At 70.9% G+C, this 26814-nt stretch carries 21 protein-coding genes and 1 pseudogene; 11 read left to right on the top strand and 11 right to left on the bottom strand.

The window, feature by feature from the left end; genetic code table 11:
• Positions 1–45: 45 nt before the first annotated feature.
• Positions 46–1377 (bottom strand): aminotransferase class I/II-fold pyridoxal phosphate-dependent enzyme, encoded by a 1332-nt coding sequence (locus AB0F03_RS25090; RefSeq protein ID WP_361995751.1) that lies wholly within the window; start codon positions 1375–1377, stop codon positions 46–48.
• 63 nt (positions 1378–1440) lie between these two features.
• On the opposite strand from AB0F03_RS25090, the gene AB0F03_RS25085 reads away from it, so the two are divergent.
• Positions 1441–2121, top strand: coding sequence for a pyridoxamine 5'-phosphate oxidase family protein (locus AB0F03_RS25085; protein WP_361995749.1), 681 nt, complete (start codon positions 1441–1443; stop codon positions 2119–2121).
• 10 nt (positions 2122–2131) lie between these two features.
• On the opposite strand, the gene AB0F03_RS25080 is transcribed toward AB0F03_RS25085, so the two are convergent.
• The 4 genes from AB0F03_RS25080 to AB0F03_RS25065 all read right to left on the bottom strand — a co-directional run bounded on the left by AB0F03_RS25080 (position 2132) and on the right by AB0F03_RS25065 (position 6327).
• Positions 2132–3100 carry an EamA family transporter gene (locus AB0F03_RS25080; protein ID WP_361995747.1) on the bottom strand — a complete coding sequence of 323 codons (969 nt, stop codon included), beginning with the start codon at positions 3098–3100 and terminating at the stop codon, positions 2132–2134.
• A gap of 189 nt (positions 3101–3289) precedes the next feature.
• Positions 3290–4294 carry an EamA family transporter gene (locus tag AB0F03_RS25075; RefSeq protein ID WP_361995745.1) on the bottom strand — a complete coding sequence of 335 codons (1005 nt, stop codon included), beginning with the start codon at positions 4292–4294 and terminating at the stop codon, positions 3290–3292.
• Positions 4295–4767: 473 nt separating this feature from the next.
• A complete protein-coding gene (locus AB0F03_RS25070; RefSeq protein WP_361995991.1) occupies positions 4768–5400 on the bottom strand; it encodes a Clp protease N-terminal domain-containing protein in 633 nt (210 codons plus the stop codon).
• A 300-nt stretch (positions 5401–5700) separates the two neighbouring features.
• Positions 5701–6327, bottom strand: coding sequence for a PadR family transcriptional regulator (locus tag AB0F03_RS25065; RefSeq protein ID WP_361995743.1), 627 nt, complete (start codon positions 6325–6327; stop codon positions 5701–5703).
• 214 nt (positions 6328–6541) lie between these two features.
• On the opposite strand from AB0F03_RS25065, the pseudogene AB0F03_RS25060 reads away from it, so the two are divergent.
• A pseudogene (locus tag AB0F03_RS25060) lies at positions 6542–6823 on the top strand (hypothetical protein); the annotation flags it as partial.
• Here AB0F03_RS25060 and AB0F03_RS25055 read toward each other — a convergent pair.
• The 3 genes from AB0F03_RS25055 to AB0F03_RS25045 all read right to left on the bottom strand — a co-directional run bounded on the left by AB0F03_RS25055 (position 6709) and on the right by AB0F03_RS25045 (position 12703).
• A complete protein-coding gene (locus AB0F03_RS25055) occupies positions 6709–7134 on the bottom strand; it encodes a P-loop NTPase fold protein (protein ID WP_361995742.1) in 426 nt (141 codons plus the stop codon). The pseudogene AB0F03_RS25060 and the gene AB0F03_RS25055 sit on opposite strands and share 115 nt — an antisense overlap.
• Positions 7135–7412: 278 nt before the next feature.
• Complete coding sequence (locus AB0F03_RS25050) at positions 7413–8105, bottom strand: serine peptidase (protein WP_361995740.1); 693 nt, start codon at positions 8103–8105, stop codon at positions 7413–7415.
• A gap of 170 nt (positions 8106–8275) precedes the next feature.
• Complete coding sequence (locus AB0F03_RS25045; RefSeq protein ID WP_361995738.1) at positions 8276–12703, bottom strand: NACHT and WD repeat domain-containing protein; 4428 nt, start codon at positions 12701–12703, stop codon at positions 8276–8278.
• A 415-nt stretch (positions 12704–13118) separates the two neighbouring features.
• Between AB0F03_RS25045 and AB0F03_RS25040 the strand changes: the two genes are divergently transcribed.
• Both AB0F03_RS25040 and AB0F03_RS25035 read left to right on the top strand, forming a co-directional pair.
• A complete protein-coding gene (locus AB0F03_RS25040; protein ID WP_361995736.1) occupies positions 13119–13544 on the top strand; it encodes a VOC family protein in 426 nt (141 codons plus the stop codon).
• A gap of 107 nt (positions 13545–13651) precedes the next feature.
• On the top strand, positions 13652–14464 hold the full coding sequence (locus tag AB0F03_RS25035; RefSeq protein WP_361995734.1) for a PhzF family phenazine biosynthesis protein: 813 nt from the start codon (positions 13652–13654) through the stop codon (positions 14462–14464).
• Between the two features lie 19 nt (positions 14465–14483).
• Here AB0F03_RS25035 and AB0F03_RS25030 read toward each other — a convergent pair whose 3' ends face one another.
• Together AB0F03_RS25030 and AB0F03_RS25025 are read right to left on the bottom strand one after the other, a co-directional pair.
• A complete protein-coding gene (locus AB0F03_RS25030) occupies positions 14484–15284 on the bottom strand; it encodes a type II CAAX endopeptidase family protein (RefSeq protein ID WP_121789860.1) in 801 nt (266 codons plus the stop codon).
• A 613-nt stretch (positions 15285–15897) separates the two neighbouring features.
• A complete protein-coding gene (locus tag AB0F03_RS25025; RefSeq protein ID WP_361995732.1) occupies positions 15898–17415 on the bottom strand; it encodes a glutamate--cysteine ligase in 1518 nt (505 codons plus the stop codon).
• A gap of 572 nt (positions 17416–17987) precedes the next feature.
• On the opposite strand from AB0F03_RS25025, the gene AB0F03_RS25020 reads away from it, so the two are divergent.
• Positions 17988–18572, top strand: coding sequence for a hypothetical protein (locus AB0F03_RS25020; RefSeq protein WP_361995731.1), 585 nt, complete (start codon positions 17988–17990; stop codon positions 18570–18572).
• A 340-nt stretch (positions 18573–18912) separates the two neighbouring features.
• Positions 18913–19119: a DUF5999 family protein gene (locus tag AB0F03_RS25015; protein ID WP_356824190.1), complete on the top strand. Its 207-nt coding sequence runs from the start codon at positions 18913–18915 to the stop codon at positions 19117–19119.
• A gap of 73 nt (positions 19120–19192) precedes the next feature.
• Here AB0F03_RS25015 and AB0F03_RS25010 read toward each other — a convergent pair whose 3' ends face one another.
• Positions 19193–20674 (bottom strand): glycoside hydrolase family 43 protein, encoded by a 1482-nt coding sequence (locus tag AB0F03_RS25010; RefSeq protein WP_361995729.1) that lies wholly within the window; start codon positions 20672–20674, stop codon positions 19193–19195.
• A gap of 449 nt (positions 20675–21123) precedes the next feature.
• Here AB0F03_RS25010 and AB0F03_RS25005 point away from each other — a divergent pair, with 449 nt between their 5' ends.
• From AB0F03_RS25005 to AB0F03_RS24985, 5 genes are all read left to right on the top strand, one after another.
• Positions 21124–23082 carry an amino acid transporter gene (locus AB0F03_RS25005; RefSeq protein WP_361995727.1) on the top strand — a complete coding sequence of 653 codons (1959 nt, stop codon included), beginning with the start codon at positions 21124–21126 and terminating at the stop codon, positions 23080–23082.
• A 47-nt stretch (positions 23083–23129) separates the two neighbouring features.
• The gene (locus AB0F03_RS25000) at positions 23130–23528 is read left to right on the top strand and encodes a helix-turn-helix transcriptional regulator (protein ID WP_356824081.1); all 399 of its coding nucleotides are present in this window, start codon (positions 23130–23132) and stop codon (positions 23526–23528) included.
• Between the two features lie 300 nt (positions 23529–23828).
• Positions 23829–24638: a molybdate ABC transporter substrate-binding protein gene (gene modA, locus AB0F03_RS24995; protein ID WP_361995725.1), complete on the top strand. Its 810-nt coding sequence runs from the start codon at positions 23829–23831 to the stop codon at positions 24636–24638.
• A complete protein-coding gene (locus AB0F03_RS24990) occupies positions 24635–25495 on the top strand; it encodes an ABC transporter permease (protein WP_361995723.1) in 861 nt (286 codons plus the stop codon). Before modA ends, AB0F03_RS24990 begins: the two co-directional genes overlap by 4 nt.
• Positions 25492–26811: an ATP-binding cassette domain-containing protein gene (locus AB0F03_RS24985; protein ID WP_361995721.1), complete on the top strand. Its 1320-nt coding sequence runs from the start codon at positions 25492–25494 to the stop codon at positions 26809–26811. The genes AB0F03_RS24990 and AB0F03_RS24985 overlap by 4 nt, the downstream gene beginning before the upstream one ends.
• Positions 26812–26814 lie beyond the last annotated feature (3 nt).

Here is a 26814-nt window from a genome sequence, read left to right as displayed (position 1 = left end):
ACCACGCCCCGGTGCCCGCGCCCGCGCCTCCTCGACAGCCGGCCCCTAGCCGTAGGTGCGCGCCGGTGAGGGACGTACCGCTGTCGCCACCGCGTCAGCCAGCGGGATGACGTCCTCCTCGGTGAGCGGGGAGACCGTGATGCGGATGCCCGGGGGTGAGGCCAGGCGGAAGCGGGCCCCCGGGGCCGGTGCCCAGCCGGCCTGGAGGAGGCGGGCCACCGCGCCCGTCTCGTCGGGGACCGGAACCCAGACGTTCATGCCGCTGCGGCCGTGCGCGGCGACCCCGCGTTCCGTCAGCGCGCCGACCAGGGCGTCCCGGCGGGCGCCGTACGACCGCGCCACCGCGGCCCGGTCGATCGCGCCGTGCGTCCAGAGGTGGGCCACGGTCCGTTGCAGCAGCAGGCTGACCCAGCCGGGTCCGAGGCGCTGGCGGCCCCGGACCCGGTCGACGGTGAGGTGGTCCCCGGCGAGGACGGCGAGGCGCAGGTCGGGACCGTAGGCCTTGGCGGCGGAGCGGACGAAGGCCCAGTGGCGGGTGACACCCGCGAGGGGGTGCAGCGGAAGGCCGACGATGCCGTGGCCGTGGTCGTCCTCGATGAGCAGGGTCCGCGGATGGTCGCGCAGGACCGCACGCAGGGCACGCGCGCGTGCGGCGGACACGGAGGCTCCGGTCGGGTTCTGCGCGCGGTCGGTCACGATCAGGGCGCGGGCGCCGGACTCCAGGGCGTGCCGCAGTTCGCCGTCGAGCGGTCCGTCGTCGTCCACGCCGACCGGGGCCGCGTGCAGGCCCAGGGCGGGGATCAGGTCGAGCAGGCAGCCCCAGCCGGGATCCTCGACGGCGACCGTGTCCCCTGGCTTGAGATGCGCGGTCAGGACGCGCTCGACGGCGTCGAGGGAGCCGGAGGTCACGGCCAGCGGGCCCGCGGGAACGCCATCGGCGTCGAGTTCGGCGCGGGCCACGCGCGCGAGGTCCGCGTCGACGGGGTCGTCGCCGTACAGGACGGGCCGCCGGCCTGCCACCTCGGCCGCGGCGGTGAGGGCCGGGGCCAGGCCGGGCAGCAGGGCCGGATCCGGGTTGCCGGTCGACAGGTCCCGGCCCCCGGCGGGCACCTCCACGCGGAGCTGCTCACGTCCGGTGGTGGCCGGCCGGGGACGGACGCGGCTGCCCCGGCGGCCGGCCGTCTCGATCACGCCGCGCTCGCGCAGGCTGCGGTAGGCGGCGGCCACCGTGTTGGGGTTCACCCCCAGCCGGGCCGCCAGCTCCCGCATGGGAGGCAGGTGCTGGCCCGGTCGCAGCTCCCCGGTGCCGACCGCGCGTTCGACGTCGGCCGCGATCTCGGCTGCGCCGCGCCCACTGATCCTATATTCTCCTAGCACAAAGCACATTATGCACTAGTGCAATCACGATGACACGCGCAGGCCGCCATGGAGGGGACCGTCATGCAGGGCACGACCGAGGACACGCAGGCCACCGCCTACACACCCACCGACCGGACCGTGCCGACGCGCTCCGCGGACCGGGCGTCGTACGACAGGGAACTGGTGCACGCGATACTGGACGAGGGGTACGTCTGCCACCTCGGCTTCGTGCGGGACGGCGCCCCGGTGGTCCTGCCGACGCTGTACGGCCGGGTCGGCGAGCGGCTCTACGTCCACGGCTCCACCGGCTCCCGTCCGCTGCGGATGACCGGCCAGGCCGACCCGGGCCTGCCGGTGTGCCTGACGGTCACCCACGTCGACGGGCTGGTGCTGGCGCGCTCCGCCTTCCACCACTCGATCAACTACCGCTCGGTGGTGGTGCACGGCACCGCCCACGAGGTCACCGACCCCGAGGAGCGGCGCCTCGCCCTGGACGCGCTGGTGGACCATGTCGTCCCTGGCCGGGCCGCCGACTCCCGGCCCGCGAACAAGAAGGAGCTGGCCGCCACCGCGGTGATCCGCCTGGATCTGGAGGAGGTCTCCGCCAAGGTCCGCACGGGCGACGCCAACGACGAGCCCGAGGACCTCGGCCTGCCGCACTGGGCCGGGGTCGTCCCGCTCCGCAAGGGGTACGGCACACCGGTCCCCAACGCCGACCTGGCGGCCGGTACCGGTCTGCCGGACTACCTGGCGGCGCGGTGACGGCGCGGCCTCACACCGGCACCGGCTCCGGCCGGCCGGCTCCGCGGGCCTCGCTCACGGCGAGGCCCGCCACGGCGCCGAGGAGGAGCAGGGTGCCGGCCACGGTGGTCACCGTGAGCCGCTCGCCGAGCAGGACGACGGCGAGGACGGCCGCGGTCACCGGCTCCAGCAGCATGACCACGGAGACCGTGGCGGACCGTACGACGGCGGCTCCCGCGAAGTAGAGCGCGTACGCGAGGGCCGTGGGTACGGCGGCGACGTAGAGCAGCAGCCCCAGCAGCCGGGCCGGGTGGGCGGTGTGCGGGAGCAGTCCCTCGTGCACCGCGAACGGCAGCAGGCACAGGGTGGTCACCGCGAAGGCGCTCACGGTCGTACCGGAGGCGTCGGCGTTCCCGTCCCGGCCCCACCACCGGGTGAGCAGGGTCATGGCGCCGTAGCCCGACGCGGAGACGAGCGCGAGGAGCACACCGGCCGGGTGGACCGTCGCTGCGGAACCGCCGAGGGTCAGTACGGCCAGCCCGGCGGGCGCGCCCGCCACGGCCACGACGCCGCCGGTGCCGAGCCGCTCGCCGAGCAGCAGCCGGGCGCCGAGCGCGATGAGCACGGGACCCGCGCCGAGGGTGACGACGGTGGCCACGGCCAGTCCCGTCGAGGCCACGGCGGCGAAGTAGGCCGTCTGGAAGACGGCGAGCCCGGTCCCGGTGGCCACCGCGCGGGCCATCCTGCGGCGTGCGGGTACCGGCGCGGGACCGGCTGCTCGGCCGGCCTCGCCCGGCCGGACCCGCGGGCGCAGCAGGCGGCCGGCCGACAGGAGGGCGAGCCCCAGCGCACAGCGCCAGAACGACAGGCCGAAGGCGCCCATGTCGCTGGCCCGGAAGACCAGCGAGGCGGCGGCACCGGCGGTGCCCCAGGCGGCACCGGTGATGATCAGGTAGAGCAGGCCACGCCCGACGGGCAGGCCAGAAGCAGCGTTCGACAAGGGAATCTCTCCGCAGAAACGCACACGAGGTGCGGAAGCTCGGGGCGCCCCGCTTCAGCGGGACGCGCGGACTTCGTCTGCGGGCAGCACCGTCCGGCCCGGCGCGGATGCGCGGGACCGATCTCCCGGAGGCCCGCCTCAGGCGGCCGGGGGCGGAAGGACGAGTGCGTTCGTCGGCATGGGGGAACCCTATGGGGCGGTACCGCGGGCGGACAACTCCCGTTCCGCGCCGTCCGGGGCGACCGGCTCCGGGTCGCCGTTGGCGCGGGCCGACGTCTGGGCGATGAACGCACCGGCCAGGACGACGGCGCCGCCGAGGACCTGGGGCGCGGAGAGGTGCTCGCCGAGCAGCACCCAGGCCAGCACGGTCGCGATGACCGCCTCCAGGCAGGCCACGACACCGGCGACCTGCGGCGACAGCCGCCGCACGGACAGCACGCCGGTGACGTACGCCAGGACGGTGGCGACCAGGACGATCCAGGCCAGCAGCACGAGAGCCGGTACGGCGGTGCCGTTCAGGCGGGCCGGGCCGGCCAGCACCGACCAGTTCATGCGCCAGGGGCGGGCGACGGCCGTCAGCACGGCGGCGCCGACGAGGAGTCCGTAGGCGATGACGCCGAGCGGATCGGGCGCTTCGGTGCCGGCGTCGCTGCCCTGGTCGGACAGCACGAAGTAGCCGACCTGGCAGCAGGCGGCGCCCAGGGCGAGGAGCAGGCCCACCGCATCGAAGCTCAGGCCCGACCACACCTCCACCACACAGGCGAGACCGCCGGCCGCCAGGACCACACCGGCCGCGGCGGCACGCGTCACGGGTCGCCGCTGCACGAACCGGACCCAGCCCAGGACCAGCGCGGGCGCCAGGTACTCGATGAGCAGTGCCACGCCGACCGGGATGCGGGAGAGCGCGGCGAAGTAGCAGGCCTGGACGCCGGCGACGGCGAGCAACCCGAACCCGGCGAGCAGCAGGGGCCGGCGGCGCGGCAGGACGCGGTGCCGCACGGCGAGCGGCAGCATCATCAGGGCGGCGCCCGCGACCCGCAGCCACACCACGTGCAGCGGGTCGAGCCCCGCCTCGATCAGGGGCTTGGCGGCCACCCCGGACCCGCCGAAGGCCAGCGCCGAGACGAGCGCGAGGCCGAGCCCGGCACCCTTGCCGGGGCTGTCGTGACTGCTCACAGACGTATGCACCGGCACATGATGACAGCGGACGACAGCAGCGTCACGCGTGTTGACACCTGTCTCAGGTGGTGGACGGGGGGGGAGGGAGCCGAGGGGTGGCCCCGCCGGTGTCCGCGGACGGGAGGGGCCAGGGGCCCCGCCGTCGGCGACGGATGGAGGGAGGGGGCGGGGGTGGCCCCGCCGTCGGCGACGGAGAGCGGGAGGGGGGCAGGGGTGGTCCCGCCGTCGGCGACGGAGAGCGGGAGAGGTCAGGGGGGCGTCCCGCCGGTGTCCGCGGATGGCGGGAGGGGGCAGAGGGCGGCCCCGCTGTCGGCGGATGGCGGGGCAGATCAAGGAGCGGTCCCGTCTCCGCGGCGGGACCGCGGGGGGACCAAGGAGCCGCCCCGTCGCCTTCGGCGGACGGTGGACGCGTCAGGGGGCGGCCCCTCCGCCTGCGGTCGGCGGGGCGGGCCAGGGGGCGGCCCCTCCGGCGGCGGACGGCCGGAGGGTCAGCGGGCGGTCCCGTCGCCGTCGGCGGACTCGTCGGCACTCCCGGTCCGCGCGACCAGTGTCCGCGCGACCAGCTCGGGGGCGGAGATGCCGGCACGCGCGAGGACCTCGACGGCCCGGGAGCCCGGATCCGTGACGAGCGCCGCGAGCAGGTCCGGGCCGGCGACCTCGATCGCGCCCCGCCGCCGGGCCCGCGCACGGGCGTCCGCGAGGGCGGCCGACGCGGCGGGAGACCACCCGTCGGCCTCCCTGAGCCCACCGTCACGGGCGGCCGGATCGGCGTACGTGGCCGGAGCGGCGCCGCTCGCCGGGTCCGCGTTGTCAGTGGGGCCGGGGGGACCGGCGGGGTCCGCCGGTGGCGGTACGACGGAGAGCGGCCCGGAGTCCTCCACGCTGCCCTGCCAGCGCAGCCCGTAGCCGATGCTGCGCTGGACGAGGTAGCCGAGGAGGCGGGCGAGCCTCGTGGGCCCGCCCACGGCGGCACGGACCTCGGGGTCGTGTTCGAGCAGGGAGTGGAGCAGATGGGCGGTGTCGGTCTGCCGGTCCCCGTCCCGGACGGCCCTGCGACGGGCACCGGTGACCACCGCCGCCAGCTCGGCACCGAGCTCGGCGGCGCCGTCCTGGTGCGGCACCGGCTCGTCGTGGGCGGTGCGGTGGGCTGTACGGGTGTGCACGTCCTCCACCCCATCAGGCGGGAGGGGGGCCGGTCATCCACGGGGGGAACCATTCTCGCGTCCCACGCAGAGTGGACATCGGCGACCGGAATGTCATCCTCGCGGAGGAGATCCAGCCCACTCTCATCATGGGGCGCACGCGGACCGCCCGCGCGCCCGCCCTGACCACACAGGTCCCCCGTGATCGCCCCGACCGTCCGTCAGTACGGCAGGCGCCCCGCGCGGTTACCGCACGGGGCGCCCGGGCACGTACGAGCGTCACTGCTCGTCGGCGAGGATCAGGTACAGCTTCCTGCGGGCGTCGTTGATGACGGCCAGCGCCTTCTCCCGCTGTTCCTTGCTGCCGGTCCTGAAGACCTGCCCGAAGGCTTCCATCAGCCCTGAGCCGGCCTGGCGGATCTCGCCGAGGGCTTCCCAGTCGATCCCCCGCGAGGCCTCTTCCCAGGGCGCTTCCGCACCTTCCTCGGCGGCGCCGCGTCCGCTCTCCGTGAGGGAGAACAGCTTCTTGCCGCCCTCGCTCTCGCTGGTGATCAGCCCCTCGTCCTCCAGCAGCTGGAGGGTGGGGTAGACCGAGCCGGGGCTCGGCTTCCACGCGCCGCCGCTGCGTTCGGCGATCTCCTGGATCATCTCGTAGCCGTGCATGGGCCGGTCCTTGAGCAGGGCCAGGATCGAGGCGCGCACGTCACCGCGCCGCGCCCGTCCCCGTCCGCCGCCCCGGCCTCGTGACCCCCAGGAGCCCGGCCCGAAGCCGGGGCCGCCGGGACCGAATCCCGGCCCCCCCGGCCCGAAGGGCCCGAAGGCGGCCCGACGGCCCTCGAAGCCGCCCATGCCGCGACGGCCGGGGCCCTCGTGCCGATGTCCACGCTCGAATCCGTGGGTACGCATCGTGTTCACTCCATTCACCAAGATCTGTCATGTATGCATCGCATATCGCTCGCGATGCCTCAACGATATATCGGAGAAGTTCGCGTGACAACCCCCTTCCGAGGGGGTGACTGTCCCGTCTCACTCAATCGAGTCGTTTTTTAAACGAACCGAGTCGTTCGGGCTTCTGTCTCAGCGAACCTAGTCGCGCGGTTGGGCGCGCTGGGGGTGCTGGATGGCTGTACAGGCTGGGGTGGAGCAAGCGGAGGCGGGGCCGTGCGTCGAGTTGTCGTACGTGGACGCGGTGCACGGACGCTGTCGGCGTCCGCTGCGGGACTGCGTGACGGGCCGGTTCGAGGATGTCGCTCCGGTACGTACGTTCCGCTGGTCGCGCGGTGAGCGTCACTTCCCGGGCTGGTACTGGGCGGCGACGATCGGGCGGCACGTCGGCTTCGAGTCGTGGCTGGAGCGGGACCGGCTACTGCTGATGGACTTCGACCCGAGCGTGGTGGGCATTGGCCGCTCACCGACGTAGGTGTCGTAGTCGATCAACTCCTTTTGATGTGCTGCCTCAAGCAAGGCGTACATCAACGCGCGTGCCCGGGCGACGCCACTGTGGTCGCTCACGTGAAGAACCGCCCAGTCGGAGTTGACGGCAAGTTCCGTCGTCAGCAGTCGCACCACGGATGACTTGCCGCTGCCGAACGGCCCGGTCAGGCCCACCGCTAGAGAACCGGTCGTTTCCTTGACCGTGCGCGCCAGTTGCTGTGCCACGGAATGGTGATCGAACAGATCCTGGTCACTCTGGCCAATGGCGATGTCCTCCATCGCCCATGGTCGTTGAGGCGCCACTTGTACTTCCGTTCCACGGCTCACACGTGTCCAGATCGTATGGGCTGGCACTGACATCAACGACTGTCCGTGTGCAGGGTGCCCTGTGATCTCCCGCCCCGCCGACGGAAACGGCGTGAACACCGGCCTCTATGTTCCTTGCCATCCAATCGAGTCGTTTGACAGTGAATCTAGTCGTGCGAGGTGAGCATGCGACTGCGTGCAGGAGTGTTACCTGCGACGACGGATCATTCAAGACGCGCACTGCCGAAATCTCAGGCGATCTGGTCCGGGATACTCGAGCTGTGCACGAAGGGAGAGATCGCCACAGCGGTGAGGGGGGAGGCCAAGTACGCCCCGAAAGTATGGAAGTCGATGCGGCCGATCGAAGTGTCGGCATGCTGGTCAACTGGGAATCGGTCGCCGAGCCGGTGAGGAATCGCTACCAAGTCACCTGTGTCGGCGAGGTTCACCCAGTAGCGGACGCCGGCAGGCCGGGCGCCACGGTCAGCGATCGGCGCGGGCACCAGGTGGTCGAAAATCCCACTCGGCAGGCCGAGAGGAGAGCCCAACGTTACGAGGCAGTCCACGGTCAACTCCGGGTGGGCATGTAGCGCCTCGTACGCGACGACGGAGCCAAGGGAGTGTGCCAGTACCACCTGGGGACGTGCCCGCCGGATCGACTCAGCCACGGCGGATCTGGCGGCAGCGCGTACTTGCGGAACGTGGAGGTAGCGGTGGACCTCGCCCGCCAACTGGACGGCGATCCTGATGATCGTAGCGATGGGGATCTTGCGGCGGCGGGACACCCACGACAGGATTTGGCGCAGTGGTGCAGTGATCAGTCCTTGTCGCTCTTCCAATGAGGGCGAGCCCAGGGCCAGGGCCCAGGAGATGATGACGGACTGCTCTTGTTCGTCGATGGACGAAAGGTCGGCAGCGACAGCCTGCCGTTCCATGGCCTGCATGTGGTGGGCGTAGTACGCGACATGCACTTCCGGGAGTTGATGGCCGTCCAGTCCAGCGGACGCGAAACCCTGGTGAAGCTTGGGTTGTCACTGCGCTGCTAGTTCGGCGGCGGCCCGTTCCGATGAGCGGCCGGCCAAATGGTTGCCGATGCCGTGCACTGCAACGATCGTCACTGTTCTGGTCCTTCCTCGAAGTGGCAGTGAACGGTGTACGCCGGGAATCGCCATGGCCCACCCGTAGTCAGGCCGTCGACCTCGCTGATCTCGTACCAACCTGCCTCCAGCCACACGACTTCGAATCCGTCCGGCGTCAGAACCTTGACGAGAGCATCGTGGAGTTCGGCCTTCGTTACGCTGACGGGACAGGTGCAGACCCGGCCGAAGGAAGGCGGCAGTCCTCCCTCCCATTCGTTGCCGGTGTACAACTCCCACCCGTCCGCGCGGGTGTCGCCACAGAGCAGTTCGCCCGGCAGCCAAGCCAGGACATGGGTGACGTGGACGGTCGGCTGTGCCGGGCGGAGTACAGACGCAGCTGAGGAGCAGGCCCAGCCGAGAGCCGTGACGTGGCCAGACTTGCTGCCTACCAGCACGCCATTCTCGTAGGGGACGATCGTGTGCACCCGATCCGGAACTGGGGCCGGGGGGCCGAGCGGCTCGCCGGATTCGACGTCCCATGCCTGAACTTCCGCCTCGCCGGCAGCGGCCACGAGCGCCGGTCGACCGTTCACTTGGCTGACGGTCATCACCTGTGTGCCGGCCAGAGGGACGGAACCCAGGAGCGAGGTTGTCACGAGATCCCAGATCCGCACCTGATCGTCGTTTGGCGATTGCTCGGCAGCGAATAGGCGCTCGCCTTGCATTGCTATCGCTCCGATTTGTCCGAGCGTGACCAATTGCCGCAGGGTGCTGTCAGCCAGGGACCAGAGGCAGACTTTCCGTTCGTTGTGGACGCTGACCAGGAGAGATTCGCCGCCGACCTCGCCTGCGACTAGATCCGTGACTGGCCCCTCCACGCCAGTGAGGACGTGGGAAGGCGACTCCTTGATGGTGTCCCACACGTGGATACCGCCGTCGGCACCACCAACCACGGCCCACACCGAATCGCCGTGCGGGACTGCGGTCAGCGCGGTGGCTGCGGCGGGGAGGCGGATCGTCGATTCGAGGTCATCCTCAAGGACGTTCCAGGTGTCGAGCTCATTCTCCGTGGTCATCGTGACGACATAGGCCACGTCGCCGGTTGTGACGGCCACGGCGTGAGTGAGCCCGCCCAACTCGGTCAGTTCGTGCTCCTCAGTGCCGGTGTTCAGGTCCCAAGCCTTGATCTCCCCAGAGGCGAGTTGGATGCTAAGGGCGAGCTCCGAGCTGCCGAACTGGAGGGCGCCGAGAGCCGTGGCGGGGTACCAGAGATTCTGGCCGTGCCCATACCGAGGGCAGACATCGAGGTCCCAGACGCGCATGTTGCCGTCGCGATGGGCGGTCAGCGCGAGCTGAAAGCGGTCGACATAGCGGATATCTCCGCAGGTCATTCTACGGTCCTCGACCTGCGTGACCATGTAAACGTTCGCGTTATTCGTCCGGTACGCGTACTGGGTGTGGTCGTATGCGATGAGGGAGAGCAGTGGGGCTGACGCGTTGGTGGGCTGGATTTGCACCGCCTGATTCGGGCTGTCCGACGAGAGAGTGACAGGCTGCTCATTCAGTTCGCGGAGCACCCTGGCACCGTGTACCTCGGGCTCGGCGGAAAGGGATAGGAAGTCGAGAGCACCGTCGGTGGACTCCACGCCGAGTAGCGAACTGATAGCGGCGTCCCCAGCCCCAGCATCGACTGTGTCGAGGATCGTGCCGCACGATTCGCCCAGCAGGCCGACCAGGCTGATTTCGCCACTGACCCGACCGACTGCTAGGACTGTTTCGTCCCTGGTGCCGACGACCGCCACGGCTGAAATCCTTGCGCCTTGGACATGTGCTCCGGCAATGACCTCGCCCGTCGCGAGATCGTGCAGAAGGAGTGTGTTCTCGTCAGTTACAGAGGCGACAACCGACTGCTCTGCCAGATCAGCGATCGCCACCTGAGTGATGGCGCCCTCGGCTGCCCGGGGAGCCAAGAAGTACCGTGACGCCCCGTCAGGACTCGGTGTGATGTCCCATGCTTGAAGGGAGCCGTCGGTACCGGCGAATACAGCGAGGAGCCGTTGATCGACTGCTCCGAGGGCCAGGGCCGACACGGTGGTGCCCAACTCGTCCTCGCCGATAACGTGCAGAAGTGACTCCTCAGGGAGGCCCGTGCTCCAGTGAGTGCCGAGCACGGCCCGTTCGTCGCGCAGGCGGCGTGCGAGCCCGGCCGCCCGGCAGATCACCAGACGCTGCTGCAGCTTGGCACGGCGCTCCTCCAGCGGTACACGCTGGCCAAAGAGGGGGCCGAGATCGGCCCAGCCGAAGGCCGCCCGGTATGCAATCCCAGCCCGCCGCGCCGCCGCGGTCCTCGTCCGGTGGATGGCCTGCCAGACTCCGGTGTGGTCGGCGCGGACAAGGTACTCCGGCTCCAGGAAGAGCTGGTCGACCGCGGATCCGTCCGGTAGAGCGACGGCATGCTCCATGAGATGGCGCAGCAGATATGGTGCGGCGAGGTCCCACCGAGGCCCCTCTGCGGCCCACCGGCCGGGGACGGTCGACAGCAACTGATGGAAGAGCACATCGGCGAGCCCGTCCAGCTCGGCCGCGGCGTCACGAAAATGCTCGGTGATCGACTCGTGGAAGAATCGGTAGAGTTGACGACCGTCCGTGTCGATGGTCGTCCGCAGATAGAACCGGGCAGTGGCTAGCTTCTCGCGAGCCGCGCCCGGGGTCAGCGGCAAGAGCTCCTGACCCGCAGCCATGGCCGCAGCGGTGGCGGCGGCGGCCACGAGCGCCAGCGGCATTCCCTGACCCCGTGCTTGTGCCAGCCCTACCAACAAGGGCCGCATCCAAGGGTCATCGTCGAGTGTGGTGCGCAGGTGGAGCTCGAGGAGGTTCGGCAAACTCTGGGGCAGTTGGGCGACTGCCTCGACCGGATTCAGGGGTTCGCCGGTCCGCAAAAAGTCGGCGAAGAGTGCTGCGACAAGGAAGGTGCTGCGGTCGGGGCTTTGGGCGATCGCGGTGGCAACAGCTTGGGCCACTGACTCACGGATGGCCAGATCGCTGTAACCGGCTGCACTGGACAAAATGTCGGCTATGTAGGTCGAGAGGTCGTCCGCGAGGTCCTCGACATTGGTAGACGTGTCCAGGTCGAGCACTGTCCCGTGGGAGCCTGGCCAGTCGTGGAACCGGTTGTCGTCCGGCAGCGGTGGGTGCATCCCCACGAGCGCCCGAAAGACGGGACGGCCGTCAGCGCGTTGTGCGCCCAGGAGTTCCGGGAGTAGATCGCAGGCGATGCGACCGCTCTCCAGAGCCTCGTCAACGGCATCGAGGATGAGTATCACCGGTTCTGGCAGGTCGCTGGCGACGCGAATGAGCTCATCCCGAGGATTGTCGCTGCGAGAGGCATCTGGCTCCAGGTCACCGGGAGTCAGTTGAGCCAGAATCGAAGCGATTACCTCGTCCTCGCTTCGGTGCCGGGCGTGGACCGCGACAAGGGTCGGGTAGCGACGCTCCGGGCGGTACTGAGCAGGGATGCGACTGACCAACATGGTGCTCATCTCGGCGAGCTGGGGGTGCGCAAGGAAGAGGGTCACCCCAAGCAGGGCCGACTTTCCGACCCCGGGCCTTCCAGTAACGAGCAACAGGGGTTCATCTCGCGTCAGCCATGAGCGAATCTGAGTCAACTCACGCGTGCGCCCGGTGAATAGACAGCCCGTCATCGCCACTACATCATCCGAGCGGCCCGACGCCCGGGTGAGGAAATGCACAGGATCCAGACCGGGATCGAATTCCGATGCGAGTTCGCGAAGCGCCAACCGGAGGCGGCTTCGAAGCCGCTGCCAGCCGTCGGTGCTGAACGCCGGATTGGCGAAGAACTCAGGTACCGGCAACGAGGCGGCTCGGCGTGGAGAGTGCAGCACGGTTTGTGGGTATGCCCCGCCAAGGCGAACCAGCTCCCGTGCGATCTCATCGGCGACAGACTCCACCGGCACGTAGGGCAGAGCTGGAGAGATGTCCCAGTGCCCAAGCCGGAGCTGCTCCAGAGCCCGGGCCGTGGCCTTAGTGAACCGTGCGCCGAAGGCACTTTCGTCCGCCGTACATGCCGCGATTACCCAAGTTCTGCGGTCGCCGTCGGGAACGTCTTGAAACAGTTGGTAGTCCGTTGCGGCCCCTGCACCGCAAACATCGAGCATGAACAGGACGGGAGACTGGTCGGAGCTGTGCTCGACCTCGTTCAGCCATCGGCCGAGATCGATACTCGACTTCGGGAGGTCGGCCGGACGGCTGTCGTGCACGGGCAGGTACAAGACCCGGCCACGAGGGACCCCGTGACCTGCAAAGTGGACGATACGCGGCCGGCCCACCGAATCATTCCGCAGCTGCCGCCAGCTCTCCTCGATGCTGACCAGGTCAGCATCGATCACCGGTTCACTGACGTTCAGTCCGTCGAAGCGCGAGAGCACCACGGCGAGTTCACGCACCTGCGGTTCAACCGACGGTAGCGGAGGCAACCCCTCCGACGTAGGGCTCCACTCGCCGTCGACCGCACCCTCAAAGGTTCCAACTCCGAGCAGAAGTGTTCGAACCATCATCCCCCCGTGCCCGTACCATTCAGTCCCCAGACTATCGGGATCGAGGCTGCTCACCGCTCACGACTAGATTCGCTGTCAGAGAAGCCGAAACGGCTGGGCTCGCTGTCAAATGCATCGATGGATGACAGAGAACACTCGACACGCGATGCGGCAGGCACGAAACACGCGATCTGTCTCAACGAACCGAGTCCACGCGTCTCACCCAATCCAGTCCACGCAGGTCAGCAGCACGCGAACGACTAACTTCGATGAGACAGGACAGTGACTCACCAGCTGCGACAGAGCTCCCTGCTACGGTCCGCCGATGTCATCGATCAAGCAGTTCCAGGTCACCTTTGACTGCGTGCAACCTGAGCGCGTCGCTCGTTTCTGGTGCGAGGTGCTGGGGTACGTCGTGTCGGCGCCGAAGGGGTTCGCCACTTGGGACGATTTCGACCGCTCGCGGCCACCCGAGGACCAGGGGTCATGGTGGGCCTGCACGGATCCCACGGGTGTGGGCCCGCGACTGTTCTTTCAGCGCGTTCCCGAGGGCAAGACCGTCAAGAACCGGGTGCATCTCGACGTGCGGGTCGGCACCGGGCTCGTGGGTGAGGAGCGTCTGGCCACGCTCGAAGCCGAGTGCGCGCGGCTGATCGAGCTCGGTGCGGTGCGCGTGCGACTCCTGTACGACGGCACCGATTCGTGCATCTGCATGCAGGACATCGAGGGCAACGAGTTCTGTCTCGACTGAGCAGCGGAAGCCGGCGGCGCCCGTCGCGGTGATGCCCTCGGGAAGGAGACCAGTTCACGTGAATTGGCCGTGGGCCGGGAACCTGCGCGGGCGCTAGCGTCAGCGGCATGCGTATGCGAATCGTGGATGCCTTCACCGACCGCCCCTTCGCCGGCAACCCGGCCGGGGTCCTGCTCCTGGACGATGTCTTCCCGGACGACGACTGGCTCCAGAACGTCGCCATGGAGGTGAACCACGCCGAGACGGCGTTCGCGCACCGGCTGCCGACCGGCGGTGCGGCGGACTGGGCGCTGCGCTGGTTCACGCCCGTCACCGAGGTCGCGATGTGCGGCCACGCCACGCTGGCCACCGCCCACGTGCTGCACACCACCGGCGCCCACACGGGTTCCGTGCGGTTCGCCACCCGCAGCGGGGTCCTCGTCGCCACGCCCGCCGCCGACGGGTCGATCACGCTCGACTTCCCGACCGCCCCGCTCACCCCCGTCGCGCTGCCGGCCGGGGTCACCGAGGCGCTGGGCGCGGCGCCGGTCGGCGCCTTCGACACCGGGCCGAACGTGGGCGACCTGCTGGTGGAGCTGGCCGACGAGAAGACCGTCCTCGGCCTCTCCCCCGACCACAGGGCCCTCGGCGCGTTCTCGTCCCGCGGCGTCATCGCCACCGCCCGCGCCGACGACCCGGCCCGCGGCTACGACTTCGTCTCCCGCTGCTTCTTCCCGAACGTCGGTATCGACGAGGACCCGGTCACCGGCAGCGCCCACACGGCGCTCGCCCCGCACTGGTCGGCGCGCCTCGGCCGTGACGACCTCACCGGACTCCAGGCCTCCCGCCGCACCGGACTGGTCCGCACCGGGCTGCGGGGCGAGCGGACGCTGCTCACCGGCAGCGCGGTCACGGTCATCGACGGCGAGCTGCGCGCCTGACCGGTCCGGCCGCCGGTGCTCAGGCCGTCGGCAGCCAGCCCACCTTGCCGGCGAGGAGGGCGTAGCCGACGAACGCGCCGATGTCGAGCAGCGAGTGCGCGACGACCAGCGGCCCGACCCGGCCCCAGCGTCGGTACAGGTACACGAACACCACGCCCATGACCATGTTGCCGAGGAAGCCGCCGATGCCCTGGTAGAGGTGGTACGAGCCGCGCAGGACCGCACTGGCCACCAGCGCGGTCCCCGGGGTCCAGCCCAGCCGGCCCAGCCTGCGCAGCAGGTAACCGACGACGATGACCTCTTCGAGGATCGCGTTCTGGAGGGCGGAGAGGATCAGTACCGGGTACTTCCACCACACGTCCGGCAGTGCCTCGGGGACGACGGTGAGGTTGAAGCCGAGGCCGCGGGCGGCCAGGTAGAAGGCGATGCCGGTGCTGCCGATCACGGCCGCGACGCCGGCGCCCCGGGCCAGGTCGGGCCCGGGGCGGGTGCGGTCGAAACCGAGCGTCCGCAGGCTCGCGCCCTCGCGCAGCAGCAGGTGCGCGACCAGGGCCACGGGGACCAGGGCGCTGGCGATGCCGAAGAGCTGCCAGGCCAGGTCGAGCCATGGGCGGCCGGGCGCGGCCGAGGCGTTGAGGGTGGCCGCCTGGTCCTTGAGGCCGCCGGGCCGGGTGACCGAACCGATGAAGCTGATGAGCGCGGACACGCCGCTCGCTCCGAGCGAGAGTGCGAGTACGAGCAGTGTCTCGTCCCGCAGTATCCGCCGCGGGTCCCTCGCCCGCGCCGGGGAACCGGCCACCGAGTCAGCCTCCACCTGCACCCCTGCCTCCAGCCACCTCACGGGCCTCCGGCCCGCCTTCGCCCGGCAAGGATCCCAGAAGGCGCCCCGGGCAACGCGCACCGGGCTCGCTACGGCAGAACCCGCGGCCGCCTGCCCCGAAGCGACGGCCGGCACCTTACCCAGCGCCCCGGCACCCTGCGCCAAGGCCAAGCCCCCGGCCGGGGAGCCCGGCACCAGGCCCGGAGGCCCGGCACACGCTCGAGGGCCCGGCAGATGCCCCGGGACCCAGCGCCCTGCCCGGAGGCCCAGCGCCCTGCCCGGAGGCCCGGCGCCATACCCGGGACCGGAGGCCGTACCCGGGAGCCTCGCGCAATACCCCGGGACCCGGCTCCGTGCCCGGGGGGGACCAGCGCCGGCCCCGGGCACGGCGCATGCCCGGGGCCCCGGTGCCCTACCCGGAGGCCCGGCACAAGGCCCGAAAGCCCGGCGCCGTACCCGGGGACCCGACGCAAGGCCCGGAAGCCCGGCGCAAGGCCCCGAAGCCCGGCGCAACGCCCCGAAGCCCGGCGCAACGCCCGGGAGCCCGGCCTCCTGCGCGCGACCTTCGGCGTCCGGCGCGGGAGTCGCGGCGTGCGGGGCGTGCGGGGCGGCGTCAGCCGAGCGGTACCGGGTCCGGCAGGCCCACCGGCCACGTGTGGACCGGCTCCCCGACATGCATCAGCTCGGCGTACCGCCGCGTCGTCGCGGCCAGGGCCGCGTCGCGCGACATCCCCTTTTCCAGCGCCCGGTGGAACGTGGCCGCCTGCCAGGACGCCCCGTTCACCCGGCGCCGGCAGCGTTCCTCGATCACGCCCAGGTAGAGGTCCCGGTCCGCGGCCTCCACGCCCCACGCGTCCAGCCCGGCGGCGGCGAGCGGCAACAGCTCGTCGCGGACCAGTGTGACCGCGTCGACCTCGCCCGTGCCGCCGTACCGGCCCCGCTTCGGCCAGACGAAGCGGGCGTCGATGCCGTGCCGGCACGCCGCGTCGAAGTTCGCCTCGGCCGCGGCGAACGGCAGGCGCGTCCACACCGGCCGGGGTTCCTCGGCGAGGGCGCGGACGAGGCCGTAGAAGAAGGCGGCGTTGGCGATGATGTCGGTGATGGTCGGCCCGGCGGGCAGCACCCGGTTCTCCACACGAAGGTGCGGGACACCGTCGGCGATGCCGTACACCGGCCGGTTCCACCGGTAGATGGTGCCGTTGTGCAGGACGAGTTCGGCGAGCTTGGGCACCCCGCCGGCCTCGATGACCTCCAGCGGTTCCTCGTCGTCGCAGATCGGCAGCAGAGCCGGGAAGTAGCGCTGGTTCTCCTCGAAGAGCTCGTACGCGGACGACACCCACCGCTCGCCGAACCACGTCCGCGGCCGTACGCCCTGCGCCTGTAGCTCGGGCGGGCGGGTGTCGGTGGACTGCGTGAACAGAGGGGGCCGGGACTCGCGCCACAGCTCGTGGCCGAAGAGGAACGGCGAGTTGGCGCCGACGGCGATCTGCGCGGCGGACGCGGCCTGCGCCGCGTTCCACACGTCGGCGAACCGCTCCGGGGTGACCTGGAGGTGCAGCTGCACGGAGGTGCACGCGGCCTCGGGGACGATGGACTTCGACGTGCACACGAGGTGCTCCACGCCGTCGATGTCGAGCCGGAAGTCCTCCCCGCGCGCGGCCACGATCTGGTCGTTGAGCAGGGTGTACCGGTCGACCTCCGAGAGGTTGGAGGAGACCAGGTCGTCGCGGCCCAGCGTGGGCAGGATGCCGATCATCACGATGCCCGCGTCCACCTCACCGGCCTTCCGGTCGGCGTAGGCCAGGGAGGTCCGCAGCTCCTCGGCGAGCTGGTCGAACACCCGGCCACCCAGGCGGTGCGGGGCTATGTTGACCTCCAGGTTGAACATGGCGAGTTCGGTCTGGAAGTCACGGCTTGCGATGCGCTCAAGTACCTGTCCGTTCAACATTTTCGGCATGCCGTCACGGCCGGCGAGATTCAATTCGATCTCGACCCCCATGAGGTTCTTGGGACGGTCGAATCGCTTCTCCGCCAGTAGTCGCTCCAACCCCGTCAGGCACTTCTGGAGCCTTTCGCGGTAGCGCTGGCGATCGGACAGGTCGAACTGCCCTGCCACGACCTTCTCCCCCATGGAAGAGTCCCTCCTCGGACGGGCGGGCCGACGATCCGTTCGCCGGGCTCCCACGTCAGGTGGGATGATGCCCAGCCGAAGCGATCGATAACGTCCCGTGTCGGCCCGTCGCCCGCTACTCTGTCGGAATGTTCCCCGCGGCACATTCACGGGGCATGCCGCAGCTCGCACCTTCGGGTGCCCCGTACACCTCGTGAAAAACGCCGACGACATTCGGCCGACCGCTACCGGCGCGTACGACGAGGTCAGCGGCGAGGCATCCCCCACGAAATCGGGATTTTCTCCGCGAATCAGCGGCCCAATTCCGCCTTGCCCGTCACGCGGAATTGGGATAGCCGAAACACCGGCCGAACACGCGTCGTATAAACTCCGTCCACAAGGCACAAGGTTGGCGCCCTCGGTCCTGGTTCCTGCCGCGTTTCTGCCGTCACGGTTGACGGGCGACAGACAGAGCCGCACCCTCGTCCACACCCGGCCAGGGCCCCCACCTCTCCGGCCTTCCGTGAGCAGACAGCGCCGTCCGCCCCACCCTCCTCGCGCCGCCGCGCCTGTCGAACGAGAGGCGACCCACCATGCCGTTGCATGTTCCCCCTGCCCCCGCGCCTGCCCTGCGCTCCGTCCTCACCGCCCTCGGTTCCCCCACCGCGGTCCGTGAGGCGCGTACCCCCTCCCTGCGAGCCGCGCAGGGTCCCGCGACACCCGAACTCCCTTTGCCCGTCCACGTGTTGGACCGGATCACCGCGCAAGGCCTGTCCGCGACACGACTGGCCGGCTGGCGCTTCCTGATCCGGTGCGGCGAGCGCGCGGTGGCCGCGGCCGAGACCATGCTCACTCCCGACGGCTGGGCCTTCTCGCACTTCTTCGAGGGTCCTTACGTCGCCTCCACCGAACGCGCCCTGCACCAGGCCGAGGCGCTCCAGCAGCCGTACCAGGCACGGCTGCTGTCCCTCCCCGGCCTGTACATGCTCACCCTCTGGCTGCACGACGACTGCACCGGTGACGGCACCGAGGGCCACCCCGCCGCCGGTGACCTGCTCGTGCCGCTCGCCCCGGCGCCACCCGGCATCCCGGCGCACCGCCCGTTCCGGGTGGCCGAGTTGCTTCCGGTGCTCACCCATCGGGCGACTCCCCTCCCGCTGCTCGGCTCGCCCGCCTGACCCACGCCGCGTACCCCGTTTCCCGGGAGGGAAGCGGGGTACGACTCTTTTTCCACGGCCGCCACGTGGACGTCGGTGCCGCGCGCCTGGCACGAGCGTTCGGGATGGGCATATGCCAACGGATCACTTCCGTATGGACTAGCCCTATCCGGTCAGTGCGAACCACCCAAAGGGACAGTGCAGTTCGGCTGAACCGACCGGGCGGGTGACGCGTCATGAACCTGTGAGAAGCGGTGCCGTGAAATCCCTGCGGAATGACGCCCAGAGGACAACACTGGATCCGACCGACTCACCACCACGGGGGACGGACATGACCACGACCCAGCGAGAGATCCCGCCCATGTGCCAGCACCAGCCGCCGTGCCCGACAGCCGAATCCGCCGACCGGGAGTCCGCCCGCCTCACGGCGCACCACCCGGAACAGGGATGGAGCCTGCTGTGCAACGGCGTCCTGTTCTTCGAGGACACCGGCGAACTGCTGCCCGACGGCCGCGTCATCGCTCCGCACCGCCCGCTCGGTGCGGAGCGGGTGATGACCGCCGCCTGAGAGCGGCACGGCAACCGAGGGGCCGGCCGTACCCACCGGGTGCGCACCGGCCCCCGACCCATGTCCGCAAGGATCAGGCCGTGGCGTCCGCGGGCACGTAGTCGAACCAGTCGAAGGCCGCTTGGCCCTCGGTGACGTACATGCCGATGACACGGCCGGTGAAGCCGGTGGCCACCTGGGTCGACAGATAGCGGCCGTCGAGTTCGGCGAGCCGGATCGTCCCCTCGCCGGTCCCCACGGTGAGGACGAGGGTGTCGGGGGCGTCCTGCGGTCCCGGGTTCCGGCTCGCGCGGATGTCGACGGCCAGGGTGAGGGGTCCCGCCGGCACCGGCCGTTCGGCGACCGTTCGACGCAGTGGGCCGATGCGCGCGATCACGGCCGCCGTTCCTCCGCTCACCTCCAGGTCGTAGTGATGTGCCTCGTCCAGCCGGACGGACAGCCCGGCCCGTGCCGCCCCGGGCTCCAGCAGCGCGGCCACCCGGCAGTCGTGGTGCTGCTGGCGGCGGCCGACGAAGGTGTGCCCGGGCCGGTCGAGGCTGTCCCCGGTGGCCGTCAGGGTGAGCCGGCCGGGCCGTTCGGTCAGCGACCAGCAGCCCTCGGGCCTGCGGTGCGGGGATATCCAGTGCGGCGCGAGCTCCGGGCCGGTGAAGTCGTCCCGGACGGGTGGCTGTTCGACGGGTGCCCAGGCGGCCGGCGCCGGATGCCGCTCCCGCACCGCTCCCGCCTCGGGCCAGCCGTCGGACCATGCCACCGGCACCAGGAAGGTCTCCCGGCCGAGCACGTGGAACCCGGGGAACCAGCCGCGGGGCCGGGTGCCCAGCAGCACCATCCACCAGCTGCCGTCGGCCGCCCGGACCAGGTCGCCGTGCCCGGTGCACTGGACGGGCAGGCCGGTGCCGCGGTGGGACACCAGCGGATTGCCGGGCGCCGGTTCCCAGGGGCCGCGCGGCGAGCGGGCCCGCGCGACCGACACTCCGTGTCCCGGGCCGGTGCCGCCCTCCGCGATCAGCAGGTACCACCAGTCGCCGATCCGGTACAGGTGCGGCGCCTCGGGGTCCGCGAGGCCGGTCCCGGACCACATCGGCAGCGGGCCCTCCAGCACCTTGCCGGTGCCCGGATCGATCCGGGCGACCGTGACCCCGGCCATCGCGCACCAGCAGTTGCCGTCCTCGTCCCAGGCGAGGTCGGGGTCGATGCCCGGCAGGTCGATCCACACCGGATCGGACCACGGCCCTTCCGGGCGGTCGGCGGTGACGAGGAAGGTGCCGCCGGCGCCGACGGCGGTGGTGATCACGTAGAACCGTCCGTCGTGGTGGCGGATCGTCGGCGCGTAGATGCCGCCCGAGGCCGGGACGTCGTCGGACAGCGTGAGCTGCTCCGGCCGGTCGACGACGTTGCCGATCTGACGCCAGTGCACCAGGTCCCGGCTGTGGAAGAGGGGAACGGCGGGGACGTACTCGAAGCTGGAACACACCAGGTAGTAGTCGTCCCCGGCCCGGCACACACTCGGGTCGGGGTGGAAACCGGGGAGGACGGGATTGCCGTAGGTCCGCATGCTCGCTCCCGAGAGGGGTCCGAAAGTTTCGAGATCAATAACGAATCCTATCGAGGAGCGGTGGCCGCCGGGGGCGGAACGGCCGCGTGAATGATCGACGTGCGGCCGGCAGCGGCCCGTACGGGTATGGCGCCTGCGGGCGTACCGAGTGGCTCCCTGGCGCCAAGCCGAGGGGTGGCGCGCAGGGGCGTCCGGGCGGGAAGGTGACGCTCCGTGGTCGTCGGCCGTCCGGGGTGAGCCCTCCCCTACGCACCCGCCCTCGTCGGCCGTCACCGGCCTCCCGCCTCCCCATTTCGTGCGGACTCCGCGCTCGCGGGCCATTCTTAACGCAAGTTTGACGCCGCTCGGGCCTTGATTCCCAGGCCTTGGCATCACGCTCTGCTTACGCTGTTGCCGCCGTCCCGCGTGATGGCCGGAAAAAGCTGAGCCGCACGTCAGGAGCACGCCGAATGGCCACGACCGAGCGCCCTCCCAGTACCAACCGCCTGCGCGCCTGGATGCTCGAGGGGCTGTCCGACATGGGCAAGGGCGGTGGCCACACGGGAGCGCACTCCCAACCCGAGCCGCGGCACAAGGGACAGCGCTGGTGGCGGGTGATGTGTCTGACCGGTGTCGACTACTTCTCCACCCTCGGCTACCAGCCGGGCATCGCCGCGCTGGCGGCCGGCCTGCTCTCCCCGGTGGCGACCATCGTGCTCGTCATCGTGACCCTGGCCGGCGCCCTGCCGGTCTACCGCCGGGTGGCCGAGGAGAGCCCGCACGGCGAGGGCTCCATCGCCATGCTGGAACGCCTGCTGTCCTTCTGGCAGGGCAAGCTGTTCGTGCTCACGCTGCTGGGCTTCGCGGCGACCGACTTCCTGATCACCATGACGCTGTCCGCCGCCGACGCCGCCACCCACCTGGTGGAAAACCCGCACCTGACGCACGCCCTCCAGGGCAAGCAGATGCTGATCACCCTCTTCCTGGTGGCACTGCTCGGCGCGGTCTTCCTCAAGGGCTTCCTGGAGGCGATCGGGGTCGCCGTCGCCCTGGTCGGCGTCTACCTCGGGCTCAACGTCGTCGTCGTGATCGTCGGCCTGTGGCACGTCGTCACCGCCGGCCACCTGGTCACCGACTGGGCCGGTGCCCTGACCACGGAACACGGCAACGTCTTCGCGATGGTCGGCGTGGCACTGCTCGTGTTCCCCAAGCTCGCCCTGGGCCTGTCCGGCTTCGAGACCGGTGTCGCCGTCATGCCGCACGTCCAGGGCGACCCGGGCGACACCGAGCAGCGGCCGGCCGGCCGCATCCGGGACACCAGGAAGCTGCTGACCACGGCCGCGCTCATCATGAGCTGCTTCCTGATCGCCACCAGCTTCATCACCACGCTGCTGATCCCGGAACGGGAGTTCGAGGCCGGCGGCGGCGCCAACGGCCGCGCGCTCGCCTACCTCGCGCACGAATACCTCGGCGGCATCTTCGGCACGGTGTACGACGTCTCGACCATCGCCATCCTGTGGTTCGCGGGCGCCTCCGCCATGGCCGGTCTGCTGAACCTGATGCCGCGCTACCTGCCCCGCTACGGCATGGCCCCGCACTGGGCGCGTGCCGTACGCCCGATGGTCATCGTCTTCACGCTGATCGCCTTCCTGGTGACCTGGATCTTCGACGCCGACGTCAACAAGCAGGGCGGCGCCTACGCCACCGGTGTGCTGGTGCTGATCAGCTCGGCCGCGATCGCGGTGACCATCGCCGCGCGCAAGGCGGGGCAGCGGGGCTGGACCATCGGGTTCGCGGTGATAGCGGCGGTGTTCCTGTACACGACCGTCGTCAACGTCATCGAGCGCCCGGACGGCGTGAAGATCGGCGCCTGCTTCATCGCGGGCATCATCCTGATCTCCTTGCTGTCCCGGCTGGCCCGCGCCTTCGAACTGCGGGTGACCAGCGTGACGCTGGACCCGCTGGCGGAACGGTTCATCCGGGACATGGCCAGCCGGAAGATGCGGTTCATCGCCAACGAACCGGACCGCCGTGACAAGGCCGAGTACCGCGAGAAGATCGAACAGATCCGGGCCGACAACGACATACCCGAACAGGAGGACTTCGTCTTCGCCGAGGTCACGGTGACCGACCCCTCCGAGTTCGAGACGGGCCTGACCGTGCGCGGTGAGGTCCTGCACGGCCGCTACCGCGTGCTGACCCTGGAGCACTCCTCCATCCCCAACGCCCTGGCCGCGCTCCTCCTCCACGTCCGGGACGTCACCGGCTGCACCCCGCACATCTATTTCGAGTGGACCGAGGGCGATCCGTTCACCAACTTCCTGCGTTTCTTCCTCTTCGGCCAGGGCGAGGTCGCCCCGGTGACCCGGGAGGTGCTGCGCGAGGCGGAACCGGACCGGACCCGCCGGCCGCGCGTGCACACCGGGTGAGGGCAGGGCCGCGAGCCCCAGGTCCGCGGTGCCCTATCGTGACCGGCATGCAGTCCTACACGATCGGCCAGGCCGCACGGCTGCTCGGCGTCAGCCCGGACACCGCACGCCGCTGGGCCGACGCCGGCCGGATGACCACCCATCGAGACGAGTCCGGACGGCGCCTCATCGACGGCCGGGACCTGGCCGCGTTCTCGGTCGAGTTGGCCCGGGCGGGCGGCAGCGGTGAGGAGGACGCCTCCCACACCTCCGTGCGCAACGCCTTCCCCGGCATCGTCACCGCGATCAAGCTCGGCGACGTCGCCGCCCAGGTGGAGATCCAGGCGGGCCCGCACCGGCTCGTCTCGCTGCTCACCCGGGAAGCCGTGGAGGAACTCGGCCTCGAGGTCGGCGTGGAGGCCACCGCCCGCGTGAAGTCCACCAACGTGCACATCGACCGGGTCTGACCGGCGCCGCCCACCGGTCGGCCGGTCCACGCCCCCGTTCCTCTTCCCCTTTCCGCCGTCCGTGCGGCCCGGCGCCCGCCGGGCCGCACGTTCGTCGTACCCCGGGCCGGGACACAGCCGCGCCCGACCGGAAACACCGTACGAACGCACATGCAAGCTATAAGGCGTGAGTTCAGGGCTCATGCGATGCGACAGGAGACTTACGGCTGGCAGATGCGGCAGTATCATCACCGCACGGCCGATGCCCGGCCGTTCAGGGGCGCGACAGGTTGATCCACCGAACCGAGGAGTAGAACCGTGATGACCCGTTCCGTGCGCCGTACCCGGCGGATCCTGAAGCCGGCCGGCGTGGGGGCAGCCGCCCTGCTGGCGCTCAGCGCCTGCTCCTCCTCGGACTCGTCGACCGACCAGGCGGACAAGCCCGCCCCGAAGCTGTCCGGCACGGTCACCGTGTTCGCCGCCGCCTCCCTGAAGGAAAGCTTCACCGCGCTGGGCAAGCAGTTCGAGAAGCAGCACCCGGGCACCAAGGTCAGCTTCAGCTTCAACGGCAGCGACAGCCTGGCCGCGAGCATCACCGGCGGAGCCCCGGCGGACGTCTTCGCCGCCGCCAGCCCCAAGACGATGGCGATCGTGACGGACAAGAAGGGCACCGCCGGCACCCCGGCCACCTTCGTCCGCAACCAGCTGGAGATCGCCACCGTGCCGGGCAACCCGCACAAGCTGTCCCACCTGAAGGACCTCGCCGCGCCGGGTCTGAAGGTCGTCCTGTGCGACAGGACGGTGCCGTGCGGCGCCGCCGCCCAGAAGGCCCTGACAGCGGGCAAGGTGAAGCTGACCCCCGTCTCCTACGAGCAGGACGTCAAGGGCGCCCTGACCAAGGTGGAGCTGAAGGAGGCCGACGCGGCCCTGGTCTACAAGACCGACGTGAAGTCCGCGCAGGGCAAGGTGGAGGGCGTGGAGTTCCCCGAGTCCGCCGACGCCGTCAACGACTACCCGATCGCCCTGCTGAAGGACGCCCCGAACACCGAGGCCGCCAAGGCGTTCATCGCCCTCGTACGGTCCGCCGAGGGCCAGAAGGTGCTGAGCGGGGCCGGGTTCCTCAGGCCGTGACCTCGCTCGACAAGCCCGGCGCCGCGACCGGCCCCCGCACGGGCCGGCCGCGGCGCCGCCGCGCCGGCACGGGGGGCCGGCGCGGAGTGCCGTTGCCGCTGCTGCTGCCGGGCCTGCTGGCCCTGGCGTTCCTGCTGCTGCCGCTGCTCGCCCTGCTCGTCCGGGCGCCCTGGCGCAGCCTGCCGGACCAGCTCACCAGCGCCGAGGTGTGGCAGGCGCTCCAGCTGTCCCTGGTCACGGCCACCGCGGCGACCGCCGTCTGCCTCGTCCTCGGCGTACCGCTGGCCTGGCTGCTGGCCCGCACGGACTTCCCCGGCCGCGGCCTCGTGCGCGCCCTGGTGACCCTTCCCCTGGTGCTGCCGCCGGTCGTCGGCGGTGTGGCCCTGCTGCTCGCCCTGGGCCGCAACGGCGTCATCGGCCGGTGGCTGGACTCCTGGTTCGGGATCACCCTGCCGTTCACCACCGCGGGCGTCGTGATCGCGGAGGCGTTCGTGGCCATGCCGTTCCTGGTCATCAGCGTGGAGGGCACGCTGCGTGCCGCCGACCCGCGCTACGAGGAGGCGGCCACCACACTGGGCGCCTCCCGCTTCACCGCGTTCCGCCGGGTCACGCTGCCGCTGATCGCCCCCGGCATCGCGGCCGGCGCGGTCCTGGCCTGGGCACGCGCGCTCGGCGAGTTCGGCGCGACGATCACGTTCGCGGGCAACTTCCCCGGCCGCACCCAGACCATGCCGCTGGCGGTCTACCTCGCCCTCCAGAACGACCCCGAAGCCGCCGTCTCCCTCAGTCTCGTCCTGCTCACGGTGTCCATCGCGGTGCTGGCCGGCCTCAGGGACCGCTGGACGACCACCTCATGAAAGACACCGGCCCCGAGCCCCCCGACGCCCCCGCGTACGCACCGAGCCCAGGCGTACCGGCAGCCGCCGACCGTGCTGCCGAACCGACGGCCAGCGGCAACCCCACCGAACACCCACCCCTGCACCCGGACGCACCCGCGGCCCGCGACGGCGCTCACGCCCCACAGGGGCCACCGGCAGGCGACGACGAGACCCGCACCGGTGATGCGGGTGGGAACCCGAGCCCCGCCGAGGGCCGGCCGACCACGCCCCGCCCGCACCCGGAAGCCGCTCCCGACGAGGGCCTGGACGCCCACCTCATCGTCGACCGCCCCCCGTTCCGCCTGGACGTGTCCCTGACGGCCGCCCCGGGCGACGTCATCGCCCTGCTCGGCCCCAACGGCGCCGGCAAGACCACCGCCCTGCGCGCCCTCGCCGGTCTCACCCCGCTCACCGACGGCCACCTGCGCCTGGACGGCACCCCGCTGGAGCGCACTCCCCCGGAATCCCGCCCGGTCGGCGTGGTCTTCCAGGACTATCTGCTCTTCCCGCACCTGTCCGCCCTGGACAACGTCGCCTTCGGCCCCCGCTGCCGGGGCGCGGGCAAGGCCGAGGCCCGTGCGCAGGCGGCGGCCTGGCTGGAGCGCATGGGCCTGGCCGGTCACGCGGGCGTCCGGCCGCGCCGTCTCTCGGGCGGCCAGGCCCAGCGCGTCGCGCTCGCCCGCGCCCTCGCCACCCGCCCCCGGCTGCTGCTCCTGGACGAGCCGCTGGCGGCCCTGGACGCCCGTACCCGCCTGAAGGTCCGCGCCCAGCTCCGCCGTCACCTGGCCGAGTTCGAGGCGGTCTGCGTACTGGTCACCCATGACCCGCTGGACGCGATGGTGCTCGCGGACCGGCTGGTGGTCGTGGAGGACGGCCGGGTCGTGCAGGAGGGCACACCCGCCGACATCGCCCGCCACCCGCGCACGGACTACATCGCCCAGCTCGTCGGCCTCAACCTCTACCGCGGGCAGGCCGCGGGCCACACGGTACGGCTCGACCGCGGGCCCGCGATCACGACCACGGAGGAACTGTCGGGACCGGTCTTCGTGGCGTTCCCGCCGTCGGCCGTGACCCTGTTCCGGGACCGGCCCGCCGGTACCAGCGCCCGGAACGTGTGGCGCTGCGAGATCGCGGGCCTGGAGACGCACGGCGACCGGATCCGCGCCGATCTCACCGGCGGACTCCCGCTCACCGCGGACCTGACGACGGTCGCCGCGGCCGAGCTGGACCTGCACCCCGGTGCACCGGTCTGGGCGATGGTCAAGGCGACGCAGACGCACGCGTACCCGGCCTGATCC

This window comes from Streptomyces sp. NPDC028722 (assembly GCF_040637655.1).
In the GTDB taxonomy this organism is placed as follows: domain Bacteria; phylum Actinomycetota; class Actinomycetes; order Streptomycetales; family Streptomycetaceae; genus Streptomyces.
The sequence above is the reverse complement of the archived record's forward strand: the minus strand, read 5'-3'. Positions and strand labels throughout refer to the sequence as shown.

Coding starts and splice junctions, on each gene's coding strand:
- modA (WP_361995725.1), top strand. CDS start 23,829: ATGACCCGTTCCGTGCGCCGTACCCGGCGGATCCTGAAGCCGGCCGGC.
- AB0F03_RS25040 (WP_361995736.1), top strand. CDS start 13,119: ATGTCATCGATCAAGCAGTTCCAGGTCACCTTTGACTGCGTGCAACCT.
- AB0F03_RS25015 (WP_356824190.1), top strand. CDS start 18,913: ATGTGCCAGCACCAGCCGCCGTGCCCGACAGCCGAATCCGCCGACCGG.
- AB0F03_RS25010 (WP_361995729.1), bottom strand. CDS start 20,674: ATGCGGACCTACGGCAATCCCGTCCTCCCCGGTTTCCACCCCGACCCG.
- AB0F03_RS25035 (WP_361995734.1), top strand. CDS start 13,652: ATGCGTATGCGAATCGTGGATGCCTTCACCGACCGCCCCTTCGCCGGC.
- AB0F03_RS25085 (WP_361995749.1), top strand. CDS start 1,441: ATGCAGGGCACGACCGAGGACACGCAGGCCACCGCCTACACACCCACC.
- AB0F03_RS25025 (WP_361995732.1), bottom strand. CDS start 17,415: ATGGGGGAGAAGGTCGTGGCAGGGCAGTTCGACCTGTCCGATCGCCAG.
- AB0F03_RS25050 (WP_361995740.1), bottom strand. CDS start 8,105: ATGCAGGCCATGGAACGGCAGGCTGTCGCTGCCGACCTTTCGTCCATC.
- AB0F03_RS25020 (WP_361995731.1), top strand. CDS start 17,988: ATGCCGTTGCATGTTCCCCCTGCCCCCGCGCCTGCCCTGCGCTCCGTC.
- AB0F03_RS25055 (WP_361995742.1), bottom strand. CDS start 7,134: ATGGAGGACATCGCCATTGGCCAGAGTGACCAGGATCTGTTCGATCAC.
- AB0F03_RS25005 (WP_361995727.1), top strand. CDS start 21,124: ATGGCCACGACCGAGCGCCCTCCCAGTACCAACCGCCTGCGCGCCTGG.
- AB0F03_RS25000 (WP_356824081.1), top strand. CDS start 23,130: ATGCAGTCCTACACGATCGGCCAGGCCGCACGGCTGCTCGGCGTCAGC.
- AB0F03_RS25065 (WP_361995743.1), bottom strand. CDS start 6,327: ATGCGTACCCACGGATTCGAGCGTGGACATCGGCACGAGGGCCCCGGC.
- AB0F03_RS24985 (WP_361995721.1), top strand. CDS start 25,492: ATGAAAGACACCGGCCCCGAGCCCCCCGACGCCCCCGCGTACGCACCG.